Origin of the sequence: Streptomyces sp. NPDC058001 (assembly GCF_042886315.1) — a bacterium.
GTDB lineage: Bacteria > Actinomycetota > Actinomycetes > Streptomycetales > Streptomycetaceae > Streptomyces.
The window spans coordinates 1-17,491 of record NZ_JBHVQT010000021.1 but is presented as its reverse complement, the minus strand read 5'-3'; the positions used below and the strand labels follow the sequence as shown (position 1 = coordinate 17,491).

Below are 17,491 nucleotides of genomic sequence, written 5' to 3'. Positions count from 1 at the left end.
GTCAGGTCTCGTTTCCGGTGGGCGTGGCCAGGAGCTGCATCTCCCAGGCGAAGGCCACACCGCTGGCACCGCCGTGCTGCGCCTGGACCTCGGCGACACCCTGCACGGTCTTCTCGCGGGCCCAGTCGCGCTGCCACTCGCCCATCACGGCCATCCAGGTGATCGGGACCACGCCCGCCTGGATCATGCGCTGCACCGCCATGTCGTGTGCCTCCTTCGAGACGCCGCCCGACGCGTCGGTGACGACGAAGACCTCGAAGCCCTCGCCCGCCGCCTGTATCGCCGGCATGGCCACGCAGATCTCCGTCCAGAGGCCGGCGATGATCAGCTTCTTGCGTCCTGTCGCCTTGACGGCATCCACGACACGCTCGTCCTGCCAGGTGTTGATGAAGGTCCTGTTGATCGGCTTCTGCTCCGGGAACACATCCTGCAGACCCTGGATGAGGAAGCCACCGCGCTCCTCCAGGACGGTTGTCAGAATGGTCGGAACGTCGAACACCTTGGCAGCCTTGGCGAGCCCGACGGCGTTGTTGATGACCATCGTCGGTTCGTGGCTGTGCAGGTTGGCGACCTGGAACGGCTGGTGGTCGATGAGGGCGAGCACGCTCTCCTCGGGTGTCAGCAGCGCGCCGAGCCCGGCCTTGTTCTCAGTACTCACGAGATTCCCCTTCTCGAACTTGGCGTCCGCGGGTCTCCGGCAGTGCACCGACATCTCGATTCCCCGCAGTGAGGCAGATACGGGCTGACCGGGTTGACGACCCCAAACCATTCGGTTGACGCGTCACCTACGCTAGATGTCGATCATTGACACGTCAACTAGCGTTGATCTCAGGTGTGCAGGCGAGTCGGTCAGGCGTGGTCCGTCGGCGTCGGTGAAGCGCAACTGGGCTGCGAGGCATGGGTGTTCACTGCGGACACCGCGCCCGGGGCGGAGTCGCCTCTCGAAGCCGTGAACATCACCTCATCGCGCGACCGTGCGAAGCTCGGAGTCATGTCGAAACGACAACGCGACTCGCGTGCATAGCGAAACCACTGGCCAACGGCTATGTGTATCCCTGAGTTCGGGTTCTCACCGGTTCTTCAACCGACGCAGGTGGGCGCGGTTGCCGCGGGACGTGTGGGTACTGTCCCCGACGACCGCTTCGGGCCGCGTGCAAGGGCGGCCGACCGGCCCTCGAACCCGGACCTTCTTGAGCACGGGAACGAACCGGGGGCTGTCGGCGGCCTGACTCTCAGTCAGGGCGCACGCCGACGGACGACACTTCCGCTCACCGGCAACATGGACCTTGCCGGTTGACCCACCTCTGGAGCGGCCGAGTAGGGCGGCCTTGATCGCGCCCGATACGGGACCTAGCCGTACGGGTTGAGTGCCCAGAAGCGGACGGTGTCGCTGCGCCGGTCGAACCACAGGTTGGTGGAGTAGCCGCTGCCGTCGCGGTCGAGATCGTGCGACCGGACCCACTGCGGGTTCTCCGGCCCCTCGCCCTTGAGGGCCTTCTCGAACCACGAGGAGAAGTCATCGGCCGGCCCCTCGGAGACGAAGGCGTGGGCTGCCGTCAGCTCGGCAAGTTTCCCCGGTGCCAGCCGGGCGAAGCCCGAGATCACCAACTCCGGCGAAGGCATGCCCCGGTCGTTGTCCCGGCTGCTCACCCACTTGGCGTCGGTGAGCGGGCCCAGCAGCGGGAACGCCCTTTGCAGCGGTGCGGTGTCGGTGTGCCAGTCCTCCTCAGCCCCGTTCGTCACCTGACGCAGGGCCCACCAGGCGGGTAGGACCGCCAGTCCCGCCCCGATCAGTTTCCGTCGCTTCAACGCGATCCCCCTCACGCCTGACTTCAGGGGCACCTTATCCGGCCCGAGCACCCCACCCGGACCGCTTATTGATCACGACCAAATACGCGCCCTGACGAGCTCGTGCATGGTTGGCAGTGGCGTGTCGAGGAGTTCGCCTTCGACACCGGCCGTTCGCGGCGATGGCGTAGCGGCGCACAGTGGGCGAGCTTGAGCATGCGGGTGCCCCGCCCGGACGGGCGGGGCACCCGCATGCGTCGGGCTCTGCGTGGCTGAGCCCGACTGGGTCAGCCCGCGAGCTGCTTCTTCAGGGCCTCGGCGTCGTGGACGTTCGACATCTGCGAAAACTTCCCGTCGCGGATCCGGTAGAGGGCGAACTCGTCGATCTCGATCGGAGCGCCCGTGGGAGCCACCCCGAGCCATTCCTTGGTGGGGGTGCCGTGGTTGACGGAGTGGCAGGCCAGAGTGTCACCGTTGATCGCCACCTCCTTGATCTCCCAGTGCATGTCGGGAACGGCGTCGGTGATGCTCTTGAGCGCCGCGACGACGTCCGCGCGAGTGGCCGGCGCGCCGTGCGAGAGGATGGACTCGTTGACGAACTCGTCCATACGCTCGAACTCATGCGCGTTGAGCGCCTCGCAGTAGCGGTCGTAGAACTCGCGAATGTTGAAGTCGGACATGACTGCCTTTCTCGCCCGGTGTCCGGGCTGTGCTCGTGTGCTCATGTTTCACTCGCGACACCCGTCGCGCTCTCGCTGCGGCGGCCGTTGGTGACGGGTGCAACTGCTCCATCGCAGATGGGAATTGCAACCGGTCCAGTCTCCTGAGTCAGGAACTCCGTTCAGATATGCGGCGAGTCGTTCGAGGACTCGCCGGCTGCCTTGGTTCACACGTAGGGCTTGGGTCGGTGTTCCAGGTCGCGATCCAGTCACGGATGCCCTTCTCCAGGGCCTGGACCGATTTGTGGACCCCGCGACGGATCTGCTGGTGGTCAGCTCGGCGACCGAAGGCCCCGCCAGACCCGCGAGACCGTCGACTGCGAGGGGCCCATGTCGGCCACCATCGCCCGGGGCGACCAGAGTGGGTGGCGCCCTTCGGCCGGGTCTCCAACGTCCGGGCCACCAGCGTGGCGAGCTGCTCGTAGGTCATCGGCCGCGGTCCGCCCGAGCGCGGCAGGTCACCCGGTCCCGCGATGCGGTACTCCACGAACCGCGCCCGCCGCCGGCCCACCGCGTGCGGGGTGGCACCAAGCTTCTCGGCCACCGCCACGTTCGTCGCGCCCGTCGCCGACTCCAGGATGATCCGGCACCGCAACGCCCACGACTGCGGCGTCGACCGCTTGCGCACCCACCCCTCAAGAGCCGCATGCTCCTGGTCCGACAACACCAGCTCAGCCTTCGGCCGCCCCACCTCCGCCACAACACCAGCTGCATCAGAACAGAATTCCTGACTCAGGAGACCAGCAGTAGCGGCATGGAACCTGGAACGCTTCAGATGCCGCCCACCGTGTGGTGCCTGCTCAGATCTGGTTCGTGCCACCGTCGACGTAGATGTTCGCGCCGACGACGTAGCTGCTCTGCTCCGAGGCCAGGAAGGCCACGACTGCGGCGGCCTCCTCGGGCTGACCCATGCGGCCCTTGGCCACGGTCGCGGCGACATTCTCCTTGACGGCCCGAGCGGTCTCCTCGTCGCCGAAAGCGGCGGTGCCCCCGGGAGTCTCGATCCATGCCGGCGAGACCACGTTGACCCGGATGCCACGGTCCTTGAGCTCGTTGGACCACGTCCGCGCGAAGGACCGGACGGCCGCCTTCGACGCCGCGTACGCGCCGAACGCCTCCACTCCACGGTCGCCGGCCGTCGAACCGACCAGGACGACCGAGGCTCCGTCGTTGAGCAGCGGCAACGCCTTCTTCACGGTGAACAGCGTGCCTCGGACGTTGACATCGAAGGTCTGGTCGAAGTGCTCCTCGGTGGTCTGTTCCAGCGTCACGAACGCACCGATCGCCGCGTTCGCCACGAGCACGTCCAAACCCTCGCCTCGCGCCTGGACCGCCGCGTAGAGTCGGTCCAGGTCTTCCGGCTTCGAGATGTCGCCGACGACCGCTGTGGCCCGGTCTGCTCCGATGGTCTTGACGGCGGCCTCCAGCTCGGACTCGCGTCGGCCGGTGACGAACACGTACGCGCCCTCGTCCGCCAGCCGTACTGCGGTGGCCAGACCGATACCGGTGCTGCCCCCGGTGACCACCGACGTCTTGCCTTCCAGCTGTCCCATGTGGATGTCTCCATCACTCTCTCGATGCCGATCCGTTCGACATCGATACTGCGGGAGATCGGGGATACTATCCATGATGCAGAGTCCGCCATTCTTTACGTATCGTCCAGGAGGTGTCGTCGGTGCTCGGATTTCGGGATCCAGTGGCTGACGCGATCGGCCTGCTCCGGCCCCGCACGGTGATCGGACCCAGTCTCCTGGCCGCGGGAGAGTGGGCTTTGCGCTTCGACACGTTCTTGCACGTGCGGATCGGGGGCCTCGTGCGCGGCACGTGCTGGTTGATCCTCGATGGGCACGAGCCGGTGCTCCTCCAGGAGGGGGACACCTTCATGCTGGGCAACCCGCCGCCTTACGTGCTGGCCGGCACGCTCGACGCGAGCCCGCGCCCCGCCGAGCCGGTGTGGGCGGGTGCCGAAGACGGGCTCGTGCGGATCGGCCCGGAGTCCGAGGAGGACCTCTACCTCTGCGTCGGGCACATCGCGTTCGACGACCAGAACGCGGCCCTTCTGACCGATCTTCTGCCGCCGCTCGTGATCGTCCGCGTGACCGATCCTCATGGCAGCCGGCTCGCGCAGCTGATCGATCTCCTGGCCACCGAGGTCGGGGTCGCCGCCGCCGGCGGGCCGCTGGTGCAGAACCACCTCGCACAGATCCTGCTCGTGCACATGCTGCGGGCTCACGCCGGTCAGACAGACCGGCCCACCGGCTGGCTGGGCGCCCTGAACGAGGACGGCGTCGGTGCCGCCCTACGTGCCGTGCACGCGGACGTGGCCCACTCCTGGAGCCTCAAGGAGCTCGCCGAGCTCAGCCACATGTCGCGTTCCGCGTTCGCCCACTCCTTCAAGAGCCACGTCGGGGTCCCGCCGTTGGAGTACCTGATCCAATGGCGCATGAGCCTCGCGCGTGACGCCCTCGCCCGCGACACTCTGTCGATCTCCGAGCTCGCACGGGCCACGGGCTACCTGTCCGAGAGCGCGTTCAGCACGGCGTTCCGCCGCGTGGTCGGCTCATCACCCGCACAGTTCCGGAACCAGGCACGGCAGCCACCGCGCTCGACCGCGAACGGAAGCTGAAGGAGGCGTCCTGAGCTCACGGTGGCGACGAAGACACCAGCACACCGCCCGTAGTCGGCCGGAAGAACATGCTCCCCTCGCTGTTCGCTCGGGACGAGCTGTGCTGTTGAACTGTCGGTGGCGACCATGATGGCCGTCAGCACTTGTCCTCGACGAGTTCGTCGAACTCCTCGGTGCTCATGGCCCGGTTGTCGGCCCAGACCTGGCCCGGCCGGAGGGCCGCGAGGTCGTCGGCGGTGAAATAGACATGTGCCGCGTAACTGCCGGACCCGCGGAAGGCCAGCGCGTAGGTCCGGCCGGGCAGCAGCGCCTGTCTGCCGAAGGTTCGCGCGCGCCATTCGGGTGGTGGGGAGAAGAGTGGGAAGACGACACCTCCGTGGTTCGTCGCTCCCCATGCCTCCCATCCGCTGTCCTCCTGACGCTCCGGGCCTCCCCCCGGATCATCAGTGGCGGCCCGTGCAGATGTGGAGGCTGAGGAAGACCCGACCGAGTCAGGTGATGCCTCCTCGATCGCGGCTTCGCCTTCCTCGGAGGTCCAGCTCGTCAGACCCATCCCCGAAAGGGTGTCGCCCCCTTCGCACGGCCGCAGTTCGGCCACCGGCTGCCCGTCGTCCTGATGAGAGCGAAATCGGATCGCGTGAGGTGGTCGCGGGCTGGCAAGCTGCCTTCGTGGATCACGCGGAGGTACTGCTCATCGGAGGGCGTGCCGGTGTCGGTAAGACGACGGTGGCCTGGGAGGTTTCGGCACGGCTGCGGGCCGTGGCGGTCTGTCACGCAGTCATCGAGGGTGACTTCATGGGGCAGGTGCATCCGGCCCCAGAGGGGGATCCGCACCGCTCGGAGATCACTGAGAGCAATCTGACTGCCGTATGGGGGAACTTCGCCCAGCGCGGCTACCGCCGCCTGATCTATACGAACACCCTGTGTGTGCTGCCCGAGACGACGGGCATGTTCGAGCGTGCCATGGGGGCAGGCGTGCGGATCGTACGGGTTCTGCTCACCGCATCCGACGCCACCGCCGGGGAGCGGTTGGCGGGCCGAGAGCTCGGCTCGGAACTGGAGCACGAGCTGAAGGCGAGCGCCCGCAAGGCACGGCTCTTGAACCAGCGGGTAGCTGCTGACACCGTGCGGGTGGTGACCGACGGGCGGCCCGTCGTGGACATCGCCCGTGAGGTGGCGGCCGCTACCGGCTGGTGCGGTTAGCGCTCCGCCCGCATCTCGTGGTCTTCATGTGCGGGCCTCGACTTGTCGCCGCTCATGACTGGTGCGTGATCGCTCGTGATGACGGCGGCGCCAGTCGGACCAGCCGAGCCGGTGGGCCGCGTGGTGGAGAGGCTGAATGACGAGGGTGTTGAAGAGATGCTGGATCTCGTTGCGGGACAGCGGGACCAGTCCGTCTGGGGCGGGCCTGCGGGCGTTTACGTCGGCGCGGACAGCTGCCAGGAAGGCGTAGGCGAGCATGGAGGGTGACCCAGCGGATCCAGGAGGGGTAATGGCGGACCTGATGCATCGAGGCCGGCCAGCGCCTTCTCACGCTGGAAGGTCTCCTCCACCCGCCATCTGGATCCGGCGGCCGGCAACGGTGGCTGCACCCGTTCCCGGACCGGCCACCACCAGCAGAATCACGATCTACAGCTGGAGTACCAGGCTGTCCTGAGCCAGCTTTCAGCGTACGACCTCAGCTGGCTCTGCCAAGGCTTTGCCGTTTAACTCTGCTGCTCCCTCTTCGAGTTCTTCTCGAACTCAACCTGAGGCTGCTCGGGTGTCGGATGTCCAGGATCCTGGACGACTTGCTCAGTGGGCCACGATGTTCCGGGATACAGGCCGACTACATCGTCCTTGAGTTGCATCGTGGCGTGGAAGCCATCGGGCCCGATAACACGGATTACGACATCGTAAAAAGCCCTATTGCTCCCCGTGTTGGTGATTTTTACAGGGATGGTGAGGGATTTCCCGTGCCGTGTGGGTCGGTACACGGTCACGTCACCATCCTTGAGGATGGCCGGCCCGAAGTCCTCGTGTCCTGACGGAATTCCCGTCGGCACAGAGGGCGTGATCGGATCCCCGCTCGGAGCACTGGCGGCTCGCTTGCTGGCCTCGGCCCGCAGCGCCTCTTCCTGGGCGCCGTCCTCCGACGGCGAAGGAGGCGTGGATACCGGTTGGGGCGGCGTCATCGCCGCTCTGCTGGTGGTTGACTGCCCGGCTGGTTGCGTCCCTGTGCTGGAACTCTGCTCGGAGCACGCCGCCAGGCCGAAGGTGAGCGCCAGGGCAGGAAGCACATGGACGAGACAGCGTAAGTGCTGCCCTAAAGTGGGCATTGTTCGCGGCGCTCCTTGCAGACTCGACAGTTGGACGGCGTTGCGTAGGTGACGTGGTTGATCAGGTAGGTCGTGGATGAGGGCGAGTCTTTCATGAGGGCGGTGACCGTGGAACAGAACGCGGCATGACCCGTCAAGAAGACCGGTCCGGCGCACTGGCTGTAGGTGCCCGTGGCGTCGTTGCCCTTGGGTGTGGTTCTGTTCTCGCAGAGCTTGAGCTTCATCCACTTCGATGAGGCTGCGTCGGCGCCGCCACCTGTTTTCCGCCTCCAGCGGGTGACGGCAAGGGAGTTGTCGATACCGTCAAGGGCTGGTTCGCGGATGACTGCAAGTGGGTGCACAAGCCGTCGTCGCATGGCGAATTGGGGATAGCCGATCGGCAGAAGCTGCCGCCGGGACAGAATGCGCTGATGGCGAAGCGGGTCAGGGAACTTGCGCGTACGCGTACGCCGAACGCGCGGTTCTGGCAGGTGCCGGACGGCCGGGTACAGGCGGAGGTGTCCGCGGCCCCGACCGCGTACCGGGACTACGGGGTCGAAGGCATGGAAGCCCATCGACACCGCCGTGCGGGGGACGTCGGCGGAGGGATTCGATTTCACCAACACGACGCGTTCCGAGCGGAGTTTCTTTGGTTCCGATCCGGGACGGCTGGTGTCGCTCGCGACACCGGGCGGCGGCCAGTCGGTCACGTTCAGCCTTCAGGGCGCGGCGAAGGGCCTGAAGCCCGAGACCCAGGGCAACACCTGTCGCGGGCGCGTTGATAACGTCCGAAAGCGCCAGTCAGAGGGGTTCGAACCCGCTGGGTTGAATCTCAAGCTCATGTCGGCGTCCCCGGAAGGGGGCGGTGGAACCGCCCCTGGCGCGCGGCCGGCTCTGGTGGGTCCCGCACTCTGATGTGATCATGGACCTCATGTCGAATTCCGCCCTCCCTTCGGGCCCCTTCCGTCTATCGCGCCGCGGCCTGGTCGCTTCCCTCGGCGCCGCCGTGGCCCTCCCGCTCGTCGCACCCAAGTCCCTCTCTTACGCGCGTACTCCCGGCGTGGCCCCTGCTGCCGCCGCAGCCCTCGACGGGACGGCGGCCGGCTCCGCCACCGGGGTCACCATCGCCGGCAACGACGCTTCCGTGTATGCGCCGTTGAGCCTCGGCACGCTGACCGCCGTTCCGCTGTCCGGCACACCTGGCGGGCTCTCCGTACGCAGTGGCGACAACGAAGTCGCCCTGCTGACCACGGGGGCACGTACCGTACGCCTGGCAGGCCCGGAGCGGACGTTCGTGGAGAACAAGAAGCCGTTCACGGACCTCTTCGACCGGGAGAGACCCGCCGACTGGGGCACCTCACCCGCAGGCGGCTCCTGGTCGACCGTCAACGGCGCCGACACCGATTACGCCGTCCAGCCCGGGGCCGGGACGATCGTCCTGAGCAGCGCGAACCTCAGCCGCCACGCCACGCTCCGCGACGACATGATCACGGATGTCGACGTCCGCGCGGACGGCTCCTTCGATCGGGCCCCCGCGGGCGCGGCCCTGTCGTTCGCCCTGTCCTTCGGTTACCAGGACACCAAGAACCACTGCCGGGCCCGGGTCGTCCTCAACCCCGGCGGGACCGCGGAACTGCGAATCGAACGTGAACAGGCCGACACGACCACCCTGTTGACCCCAGCCGTCGCACTCCCGAACTCCTCCGGCACCGTTTCGTGGTCGATCCGCGTCCAGCGCACCGGTGACCGCGTCCAGGTACGCGCCTGGCAGACGGCCGGAGCCGAACCCACCACGTGGACGGCCGAGACGACCGACTCCGTGTTCCGCCAGGGTCGCGTAGGTGTACGCGCGCTCGCGTCCAGCGGCAGCACCAACCTCCCCGTACGACTGCGCGTCACCCGTTTCTGTGTCGGCGCCGCGAGCTGGGCCGTGCCGCCGGCCGTCAAGCACCGGGAATGGATACGCGTTCTGCCCGAACCCTTCGACGGCACATGGACCGCCGCCCTCGAACAGGCCGTACGGGGCTGGGCGGGATCGACCGCTCCGGACGTCCTCGCGTACGCCTTCATGTTCGTCACAGGCGCCCCGGAGGTCCGGGCGTCCGCGCTCGACGGCGCGCGGGTTCTCGGGGAGGCCGGTTACGGGCCGACGGCGGCCGACGGCACCCGACGCGAAGGCGCGGACTTCCATGAGTACATGGGCCTGCCCTGGACCTTCCCGGTCGGCGGCGACAGCCCCGCCGCGAGCGACATCTGGCGCGACAACCTGGACTGCTCCGGATACGTACGGATGGTGTACGGCCACCACTGCGGCGTCCCCCTCGCCGCGGGTGACGATCCCGACCGGACCGCGCTGCCCCGCCGTTCCCACGATCAGTCGCTCCACGCGCCGGGCGTCACGCTCGCGCGGGCCGTCGGCGAACAACCCGCCACCCCGCAACTCCAGCCGGGCGACCTGCTGTTCTTCGATGCCGACACGTCCGACAGCGGGGAGATCGACCACGTCGGCATCCACCTGGGCACCGACCACACCGGCCAACGCCGCTTCCTCTCCAGCCGCAAGACCCCCAACGGCCCCACCATGGCCGACCTCGGCGGCCCCTCCACTCTCGACGGGGACGGTCTGTACGCCCGTACCCTCCGCGCGGTCCACCGCGTCTGAAACACAGCGGCCCGTTCGCGCGGGATCCGTACCGCTCCAGCTGCGCCAACAGGCACTGGGCTCGTTCCGGCATCGGTGGACTGAGAAGCATCCGTAGCTCTTTGGTGAATCAGGGAAGCGCCGCGCCACCCGTACGGTGGCGGGCGCGGCGCTTCCGGGTGTGCGGCTGGTGATGTCGGCGGGCGTGCGTGTTCGGCGGCGGACCCTGGCCGGGGGTGGTCCGTGGGCCTCGGTCGCCGGCGCCAGTCGCTTTTGACGCTCGTTCAGATGCGGGAGCAGGACCTCGAACCGCTGCATCAGTTGGCTGCGGACCTCGTCGGATATGCGCGTACCACACCAATGAGACCGCACTTACGGAGCAACACGTTGCTTCTTGACGGCTTCACCTGCTGCGGAATTCGTTCCGGTACGCCGCCCGTCAGGTGGGACAAGGTCGCCAAGGCCCTCAAGCCCGGCTACACCGCGGACACTTCCCCAACGAGGCCGCCGCCCTCAAGTGCACCCACATGGCACCCCAGCCTCCTACTGGGCGGTCGCCCCAAGGTTAGGGGGCACGCCGGGCGAGTCAGGGGTTACCGTACGTCGCTCCGCGTTCCTAGGGTCGAAGGGACCCTAGGACCTGCGCCTTTCGGCGCCGGCCGCCACGGACCACCGACCAGGAGCAGACCGTGACAGCTCAACGGGGACCGCTCGCCACGGGAATTCGCGGGACGGGGTCCTTCCTGCCCGCCGACACCGTGTCCAACGGTATCGTTGCCGAGCGTGCCGGAGTGACGGCGGAGTGGATCGTAGGCAAGACCGGTATTCGCGAACGCAGGTACGCAGCCGAGGACGAAGCGACGTCCGACCTCGCTGTGGCCGCAGCCGAGGCGGCACTCGTCGACGCCGGTGTCGAGGCGTGTCAGCTCGGTTGGATCGTGGTGGCGACCTCGACTCCGGATCATCCCCAGCCGGCGACCGCGAGCCTCGTGCAGCACCGTCTCGGCGCCGCCGGGGCAGCCGCGTTCGACCTCAATGCCGTGTGCAGCGGCTTCGTGTTCGCGTTGGTCACCGTGGCTCGCCTGGTCGCCGCCGACGCGGCGGAGGAGGGACGGTACGGGCTGGTCGTGGGCGCCGACGTGTACTCGCGCATCATCGACCCGAGCGACCGGCGCACAGCGGTGCTGTTCGGTGACGGCGCGGGGGCGGTGGTCCTCGGCCCGGTGCGTGCCGGATACGGAATCGTCGGCTCGGATTTGACCACCTTCGGTCGCCACCACGACATGATCGAGGTCCCCGCGGGCGGCAGCCGCAAACCGGCCTCGGAGAAGACCCTCGCTTCGGGCGAGCACTACTTCCAGATGCAGGGCCGCGCCGTCCGCGAGTTCGTCGCAGCCGAACTCCCCGCATCGATAAGGCGGTTGCTCGCCACCTGCGCCACCGATCCGCACGACGTGGACCATCTCGTGCCGCATCAGGCCAACGGCGCGATGCTGCACGACGTACTGCCCGGACTCGGACTTCCGCGTGCCCGCACCCATCTGACCGTCGCCGGACATGCCAACACCGGTGCGGCATCCGTGCCGCTCACGCTCGACGTGGCCCGGCGTGAGCAACGCTTCGGGGACGGGGACATTCTCCTGCTGGCCGGCTTCGGCGGCGGCATGTCCGTGGGGACCGTGCTGGTCCGCTGGGACGCGGCTGCCGCACCCGAGCGGTGAGGTCGCCGGCCGCCCGGTCGGTGTGAGCCGGTCATCTGGCGGCCGGCGACCACAACTGAAACGCGACCCGGCACCGCTTGAGAGGCGGTGCCGGGTCGTTCGTGTGTGGGAGGGGCTTCTCTCAGCGGGCGATGTCCGTCATCCCCCAGAAGACCAGCACCTCCTCGATCAGTCCGTCGCCGTTGATCCGGATGACATCCACGCAGTTGATCTCCATGCGCGGGCCCTCGGACCTGCCGAGCTGGGCGAGTCGGCCAACCAGCGGCAGCGCGACCCGCACGCCGTCCTGGGCCGCCACGACGGGACCGATGGTGATTTCGGCCTTGGCCTCGATGACCTGCGCGATGTACTCCCCGACGGCCTCGCGCCCGACCTTCGGCGGTCCGCCGACCGGGTCCTCCATGCGGACGTCGGGTGCCAGCATTTCCAGGACCTTGTCGAGGTCGCCCGCGTTGAGCCGGCGGAAGTACTCCTCCACGACCTCCTTGCGCGTGGTCTCGTCGAGGAGCTCCACTCCTTCCACCGCGCTCCAGTTGGAGACGTTCTTCCCCGCGAGAGCGTCCCCCAGGACCGCCACCGGGTTCGCCTCCAGCCAGTAGCGGTCACGCCGGAAGGGATAGGTGGGCAGCTCCACCGGCCGGCCCTGTGCGCCCACCGCGGTCAATGCCTGGTGCCAGTCGACGGCCACTCCGTCGACGTGCGCCCGGGCCAGCACGCGCAGCAGGGCCGTCACGGCCTCGGCCGGTCCGTCGTCCGGGAGGCCGACGAACACACCGTGGACGCGCGGCGCCGAACTGCCGTCCGCCGACGGCACGTCCGACAGTGCCTCCTCGTCCAGCCAGTGCCCGGGATCCAGCAGTTGTTCGGCGCCGAGCGGCTCGTCGGTCAGGGCGGACACCAGCCGGAGCCGTGCCGGGTGCGGCGCGATGTTCTTCGCCGTCCGGCGGAACCCCTCGACCGCGGCCTCCCGATCTGCCGTGCCGTTCCGCAGCCGCGCCACGGCCACCAGGAGTGCTGCGGCATCCTCGATCCCAAGAAGCCCGGCGGCGTGCGCCGCGGTGATCTCACCCAGACGGTGCCCTACCGCGACGTCCGGCATCACACCCAGCTGCGGCAATACCCGGGACAGCGCCGCCTCGTGGGCGAACGCGACACAGGCGGCGGTCACCGCGTCCTCCGGCTGGTGAGCACCGAGGGCGAACTCCTGAGCCGGCCGGTCCAGTTGGGCACAGGCGTCGAGGTGGACACATGCCTCGTCCAGTGCGTCGGCGAAGTCCGGCAGTGCCTCGTACAGTTGCTGTGCGGCGGGAGCCGGGGACTGGGGCAGTGCATGTCCGGCGAAGACGAACGTGGTGCGGGCCGCGGAGACGGCCTCGCCCTGGATGGCGCGGCCCAGGGGGTCTCCGCACTCCAACGCCGCGAGTCCGCCGAGCAGTTCTTCCCGGTCGGCCGCGAACAGCGCGGCCCGGTGCTCGAACGCCGAGCGCGTGGTGGCCAGGGACCAGGCGAGGTCCGTCAGCCCCGCCTCGGGGTGTGTCCCCACGAACTCGCGCAGCCTGTGGGCCTGTTGGCGTATGCCGTCCGGTGTGCGGGCGGACACTAGCAGGGGTGCGGCGGCGGGGCGGCCGTCGGTGTCGGCCGCGGGTTCCGGTGTGCCGACGTCGGGCAGCTGGGCGTCCTGTTCGAGGATGATGTGGGCTTTGGTGCCGCTGGCTCCGAAGGAGGAGACACCGGCCCTGCGGGGGCGTCCGTTCTCCGGCCAGGGCGTGTTCTCGGCGAGCAGCGAGACGCCACCGGACGCCCAGTCGACCTGCGGTGTGGGCGAGTCGGCGTACAGGGACCGGGGAAGCAGTCCGTGGCGCATCGCCAGCACCATCTTGATGACACCGACCAGGCCGGACGCCGCCTGCGGGTGGCCGATGTTGGTCTTGACCGTGCCGAGCCACAGCGGCCGGTCCTCGACCCGGTCCCGGCCGTAGGTGGCGAGCAGTGCCTGGGCCTCGATCGGGTCGCCGAGCGGGGTGCCCGTGCCGTGCGCCTCCACCGCGTCGACCTCGTGCGGCGACAGGCGCGCGTCCGCCAATGCCTGGCGGATCAGCCGCTGTTGGGACGGGCCGTTGGGGGCCGACATGCCGTTGCTCTCTCCGTTGTGGTTAACGGCGGAGCCGCGGATCACCGCGAGGACCGGATGCCCCAGGCGGCGTGCCTCGGAGAGCCGTTCGATCATCACCAGCGCGGCGCCCTCGCCCCAGCCGGTGCCGTCGGCCTCGGCGGAGAACGCCTTGCAGCGGCCGTCCTCGGCCATGCCGCCGAGGTCGGGTACGCCCATCGGGCTGGACAGCACGGTGACGCCGCCGACCAGTGCCGACGAGCACTCCCCGCGGCGCACCGCCTGGCACGCCTGGTGCAGGGCGACGGCTGAGGACGAGCAGCCGGTGTCCACGGTGAACGTGGGGCCTTCGAGGCCGAGGAGGTAGGAGATGCGACCGGAGGCGAACGTCGGGGTGACGCCGGTGCCCAGGAAGGGTTTGACGTCCTCGGCGATGCGGTTGGATCCCGCCCAGTAGGGCTGGAAGAACGTGCCGACGTACACCCCGGTGGCGCTGCCGCGGAGGGTGTGCGGGTCGATGCCGGCCCGTTCGACCGCCTCCCAGGACATCTCCAGCAGCAGTCGCTGCTGCGGGTCCATCGCCAGCGCCTCGGCCGTGGAGACGCCGAAGAAGTCCGGATCGAACTCGGCGGCGGTGTCGATGAATCCGCCCTTGCGCAGCCAGCGCCCGCCGGGCATCTCCATCCCGAGTTCACGCAGTCGCTCGACCGCGTCCCAGGCACGGTCGGTGGGCAGGTCGGCGATCACGTCGCGGCCTTCGACGACGATGCGCCACAGGTCATCGGGGCTCTCCACACCGCCCGGCAGTCGGCAGCTCATGCCGACGATGGCCACGGCGTCGTCGGCGAGGGCGTCACCGACGGCCGGACCCCCGAGGCCGGCGGCGGCCGGCTCCTCCGCCTCGCCCAGCACCTCGGCGCGTATCCGGCGGGCCAGCGCGGCGGGGGTCGGGTGGTCGAAGACCAGCGAGGCGGGCAGGCGCAGCCCGGTCGCCTCGTTGAGTCGGTTGCGCAGTTCCACCGCGCTCACCGAGTTGAACCCGAGGTCCTGGAACTGCCGGTCCTGGTCGACCGCGTCGCCGGAGTCGTGGCCCAGCACGGTCGCCGCCTGGGCGCGCACCAACTCCACGAGGAGGCGGTGCTGCTCGCCTGGAGCCATACCGGCCAACTGTTCGGCGAGGGCGGAGCGGGACTGGGAGTCCTCCTCCCGCCCCGCTTCGGCGGCGCGCAGGATCCGTACGGCCTCGGGCAGTTCGTCGAGGAGGGGGCGCGGGCGCGCCGCCGTGAACACCGAGACGAAGCGGTCCCAGTCCATGTCGGTGACGGAGAGGGTGGTCTCGTCGCGGTCGAGGGCCTGGTGCAGTGCCGTGATCGCCAGGTCCGGGTCCATGGCCTTCAGACCCAGGCGTCGCAGGGCCTCCTCCACGCCGGGCTGGTCGGCCACCAGCCCCTGCCCGCTCCACATGCCCCAGGCGACGGAGGTGGCGGCGGCGCCGCGGGCGCGACGCTGTTCGGCCAGTGCGTCGAGGTAGGCGTTGGCGGCGGCGTAGGGGCCCTGTCCGGCGCCGCCCCACACGCCGGCGTTCGACGAGAAGAGCACGAAGGCGTCCACCTCGTCGTCCTGTCCGAGCAGTTCGTCCAGTGCCGTGGCTCCACCGGCCTTCGCGCCGAGGGTCTCGGCCAGGTCGGCCAGGTCGGCGTCGGCGAGCGCGGTGAACCGGCCCGCGACACCGGCCGTGTGCACGACCGACCGCACCGGCGTGCCCTCGTCCCGCAGTCGCCGCAGGAGCGCGGCCAAGGCGTCCCGGTCCGAGGCGTCGCAGGCGACGATGGTCACTCGGGCGCCCAACTCCGCGAGTTCCGCCCTCAGTTCGGCGGCACCGTCCGCGTCCGGACCGCGCCTGCTGGTCAGTACGAGGTGTTCGGCGCCCTGTGCGGCTAGCCAGCGGGACACGTGGCCGCCCAGGCCGCCGGTCCCTCCTGTGATCAGGGTCGTGACGTCGGGCCGCCACTCGCGTACCGGCGGGGTGTCCTCCAGCGGCGCCCGGGTCAGGCGTCGCACGAAGGCACCCGAGGGGCGCAGCGCGAGTTGGTCCTCGTCACCCGGCTCGGCCAGTAGGGTTCGCAGCCGGCCCGCCGAGCGCGCGTCGACGGTTGCCGGCAGGTCGACGAGCCCGCCCCAGCGGTCCGGGTGCTCAAGTCCCGCGACCCGCCCCAGGCCCCAGGTCTGCGCCTGCACCGGCCGGGTCAGGGGGTCGATGCTGTTGACGGAGACGGCGCCCTGGGTCGCGCACCACAGGGGTGCCTCGACGTCCGCGTCGCCCAGCGCCTGAAGCAGGGTCAGGGTCGCGCCGAGCCCGGCCGGAACACCGGGATGATCCGCCGACGGCGCCTCGTCCAGCGCCAGAAACGACAGCACCCCGTTGATCTGCCCGGCCACCGTACCCAACTGCCCCGCCCACGACTGTCGTTCGGGCCGAGCCGCATCCAGTACGACCATCCCGACCTCAGCGCCGCCGCCCCCCAGCACCTCGCCCGCCGCCACCACCCACGGATGCTCCCGATGCGCCGCGGGAACCACCAGCAACCACGTCCCCGACAGCACTGTGTCGGGTCGGGGGGAGATCTGCGCGGGGCGCCATCCGATGCGGTAGCGCCAGGAGTCGACGGCCGAGTGTTCCCGGCGCTGTTTGCGCCAGGAGGCCAGGGCCGGTACCAGGGTTTCGAGGGCGGACCGGGCATCGGCGGAGTCGAGGGTGCGGGTGAGTTCGTCGAGGTTCTCGCTCTCGACCGCCTCCCAGAAGCGGGTGTCGGCGGCGTCGGTCGGCAGGCCGTTCGTGTCGTCCTGTTCGGGAGCCGTGCTTTCGAGCCAGTAGTGCTTGCGCTGGAAGGCGTAGGTCGGCAGGTCCACCTGACGGCCGCCGGGCAGCATGCTCGTCCATTCCACCTGCACACCGTGGACGAACGCCTCCGCCACCGAAGTCAGGAACCGGTCCATCCCGCCCTCGTCCCGACGCAGGGACCCGATCGCCACACCCGGCGCATCCCCCGCATCCACCGTCTCCGTGATCCCGGTCGCCAACACCGGATGCGCGCTCGACTCGATGAACACCCCGAACCCCTGATCCAGCAGCGCGCGGGTCGCTTCCTCGAAGCGCACGGTCTGGCGGAGGTTGGCGAACCAGTAGTCGGCGTTCAGCTCCGCCGTGTCGATCCAGTCTCCGGTGACCGTCGAGAAGAACGGCACCCGCGAGGACACCGGAGCGATCGGCGCCAGCGACTCCGCCAACTCCTCACGGATCAGATCCACATGAGCGGAGTGGGAAGCGTAGTCCACCGGAACGCGACGCGCCCGTACCCCCCGCCCCTCACACGCGACAAGTAACTCGTCCAACGCATCCGCGTCACCGGACACCACCGTCGATACGGGGCCATTGACCGCGGCCACGGAGAGACGTTCCGCCCAAGGCTGGAGGAGTTCCCGTACGCCGTCCTGGCCGGCGGCGATGGAGACCATGCCACCCAACCCCGACAACCGACGCAACACCCGACTCCGCAACGCCACCACCCGCGCCGCATCCCCCAACGAC

The 17,491-nt window shown here is 69.2% G+C and carries 11 protein-coding genes and 2 pseudogenes; 4 read left to right on the top strand and 9 right to left on the bottom strand.

The genetic code is table 11. The features are described 5' to 3' along the window. Position 1: 1 nt before the first annotated feature. The 5 genes and pseudogenes from ACFVT5_RS39170 to ACFVT5_RS39150 all read right to left on the bottom strand — a co-directional run bounded on the left by ACFVT5_RS39170 (position 2) and on the right by ACFVT5_RS39150 (position 4,060). The gene (locus ACFVT5_RS39170; protein WP_389898412.1) at positions 2 to 658 is read right to left on the bottom strand and encodes a hydrolase; all 657 of its coding nucleotides are present in this window, start codon (positions 656 to 658) and stop codon (positions 2 to 4) included. A gap of 426 nt (positions 659 to 1,084) precedes the next feature. Beyond that, positions 1,085 to 1,333: pseudogene (locus ACFVT5_RS39165) on the bottom strand (IS5/IS1182 family transposase); the annotation flags it as partial. 17 nt (positions 1,334 to 1,350) lie between these two features. Beyond that, positions 1,351 to 1,809: a hypothetical protein gene (locus ACFVT5_RS39160; RefSeq protein WP_389898410.1), complete on the bottom strand. Its 459-nt coding sequence runs from the start codon at positions 1,807 to 1,809 to the stop codon at positions 1,351 to 1,353. Positions 1,810 to 2,075: 266 nt separating this feature from the next. Further along, complete coding sequence (locus ACFVT5_RS39155; protein WP_389898408.1) at positions 2,076 to 2,468, bottom strand: ester cyclase; 393 nt, start codon at positions 2,466 to 2,468, stop codon at positions 2,076 to 2,078. A gap of 839 nt (positions 2,469 to 3,307) precedes the next feature. Continuing rightward, on the bottom strand, positions 3,308 to 4,060 hold the full coding sequence (locus ACFVT5_RS39150; RefSeq protein WP_389898406.1) for an SDR family NAD(P)-dependent oxidoreductase: 753 nt from the start codon (positions 4,058 to 4,060) through the stop codon (positions 3,308 to 3,310). A 113-nt stretch (positions 4,061 to 4,173) separates the two neighbouring features. On the opposite strand from ACFVT5_RS39150, the gene ACFVT5_RS39145 reads away from it, so the two are divergent. Beyond that, on the top strand, positions 4,174 to 5,133 hold the full coding sequence (locus ACFVT5_RS39145) for an AraC family transcriptional regulator (protein WP_389898404.1): 960 nt from the start codon (positions 4,174 to 4,176) through the stop codon (positions 5,131 to 5,133). A gap of 136 nt (positions 5,134 to 5,269) precedes the next feature. Here ACFVT5_RS39145 and ACFVT5_RS39140 read toward each other — a convergent pair whose 3' ends face one another. Continuing rightward, positions 5,270 to 5,686, bottom strand: coding sequence for a hypothetical protein (locus ACFVT5_RS39140; RefSeq protein ID WP_389898402.1), 417 nt, complete (start codon positions 5,684 to 5,686; stop codon positions 5,270 to 5,272). Positions 5,687 to 5,802: 116 nt separating this feature from the next. Here ACFVT5_RS39140 and ACFVT5_RS39135 point away from each other — a divergent pair, with 116 nt between their 5' ends. Then, a complete protein-coding gene (locus tag ACFVT5_RS39135) occupies positions 5,803 to 6,336 on the top strand; it encodes an AAA family ATPase (protein WP_389898400.1) in 534 nt (177 codons plus the stop codon). Between the two features lie 24 nt (positions 6,337 to 6,360). Here the strand turns inward: ACFVT5_RS39135 and ACFVT5_RS39130 are convergent. Together ACFVT5_RS39130 and ACFVT5_RS39125 are read right to left on the bottom strand one after the other, a co-directional pair. Then, positions 6,361 to 6,704 (bottom strand): annotated as a pseudogene (locus ACFVT5_RS39130) (IS701 family transposase); the annotation flags it as partial. A gap of 734 nt (positions 6,705 to 7,438) precedes the next feature. After that, positions 7,439 to 8,140 (bottom strand): hypothetical protein, encoded by a 702-nt coding sequence (locus tag ACFVT5_RS39125; RefSeq protein ID WP_389898398.1) that lies wholly within the window; start codon positions 8,138 to 8,140, stop codon positions 7,439 to 7,441. A gap of 221 nt (positions 8,141 to 8,361) precedes the next feature. Between ACFVT5_RS39125 and ACFVT5_RS39120 the strand changes: the two genes are divergently transcribed. Further along, entirely contained in the window at positions 8,362 to 10,092 is a 1,731-nt protein-coding gene (locus tag ACFVT5_RS39120; protein WP_389898396.1) for a C40 family peptidase, read from the top strand. A 668-nt stretch (positions 10,093 to 10,760) separates the two neighbouring features. Continuing rightward, complete coding sequence (locus tag ACFVT5_RS39115) at positions 10,761 to 11,792, top strand: 3-oxoacyl-ACP synthase III family protein (protein WP_389898394.1); 1,032 nt, start codon at positions 10,761 to 10,763, stop codon at positions 11,790 to 11,792. 121 nt (positions 11,793 to 11,913) lie between these two features. Here ACFVT5_RS39115 and ACFVT5_RS39110 read toward each other — a convergent pair whose 3' ends face one another. Next, positions 11,914 to 17,487 carry an SDR family NAD(P)-dependent oxidoreductase gene (locus ACFVT5_RS39110; protein ID WP_389898643.1) on the bottom strand — a complete coding sequence of 1,858 codons (5,574 nt, stop codon included), beginning with the start codon at positions 17,485 to 17,487 and terminating at the stop codon, positions 11,914 to 11,916. Between the last annotated feature and the right edge of the window lie 4 nt (positions 17,488 to 17,491).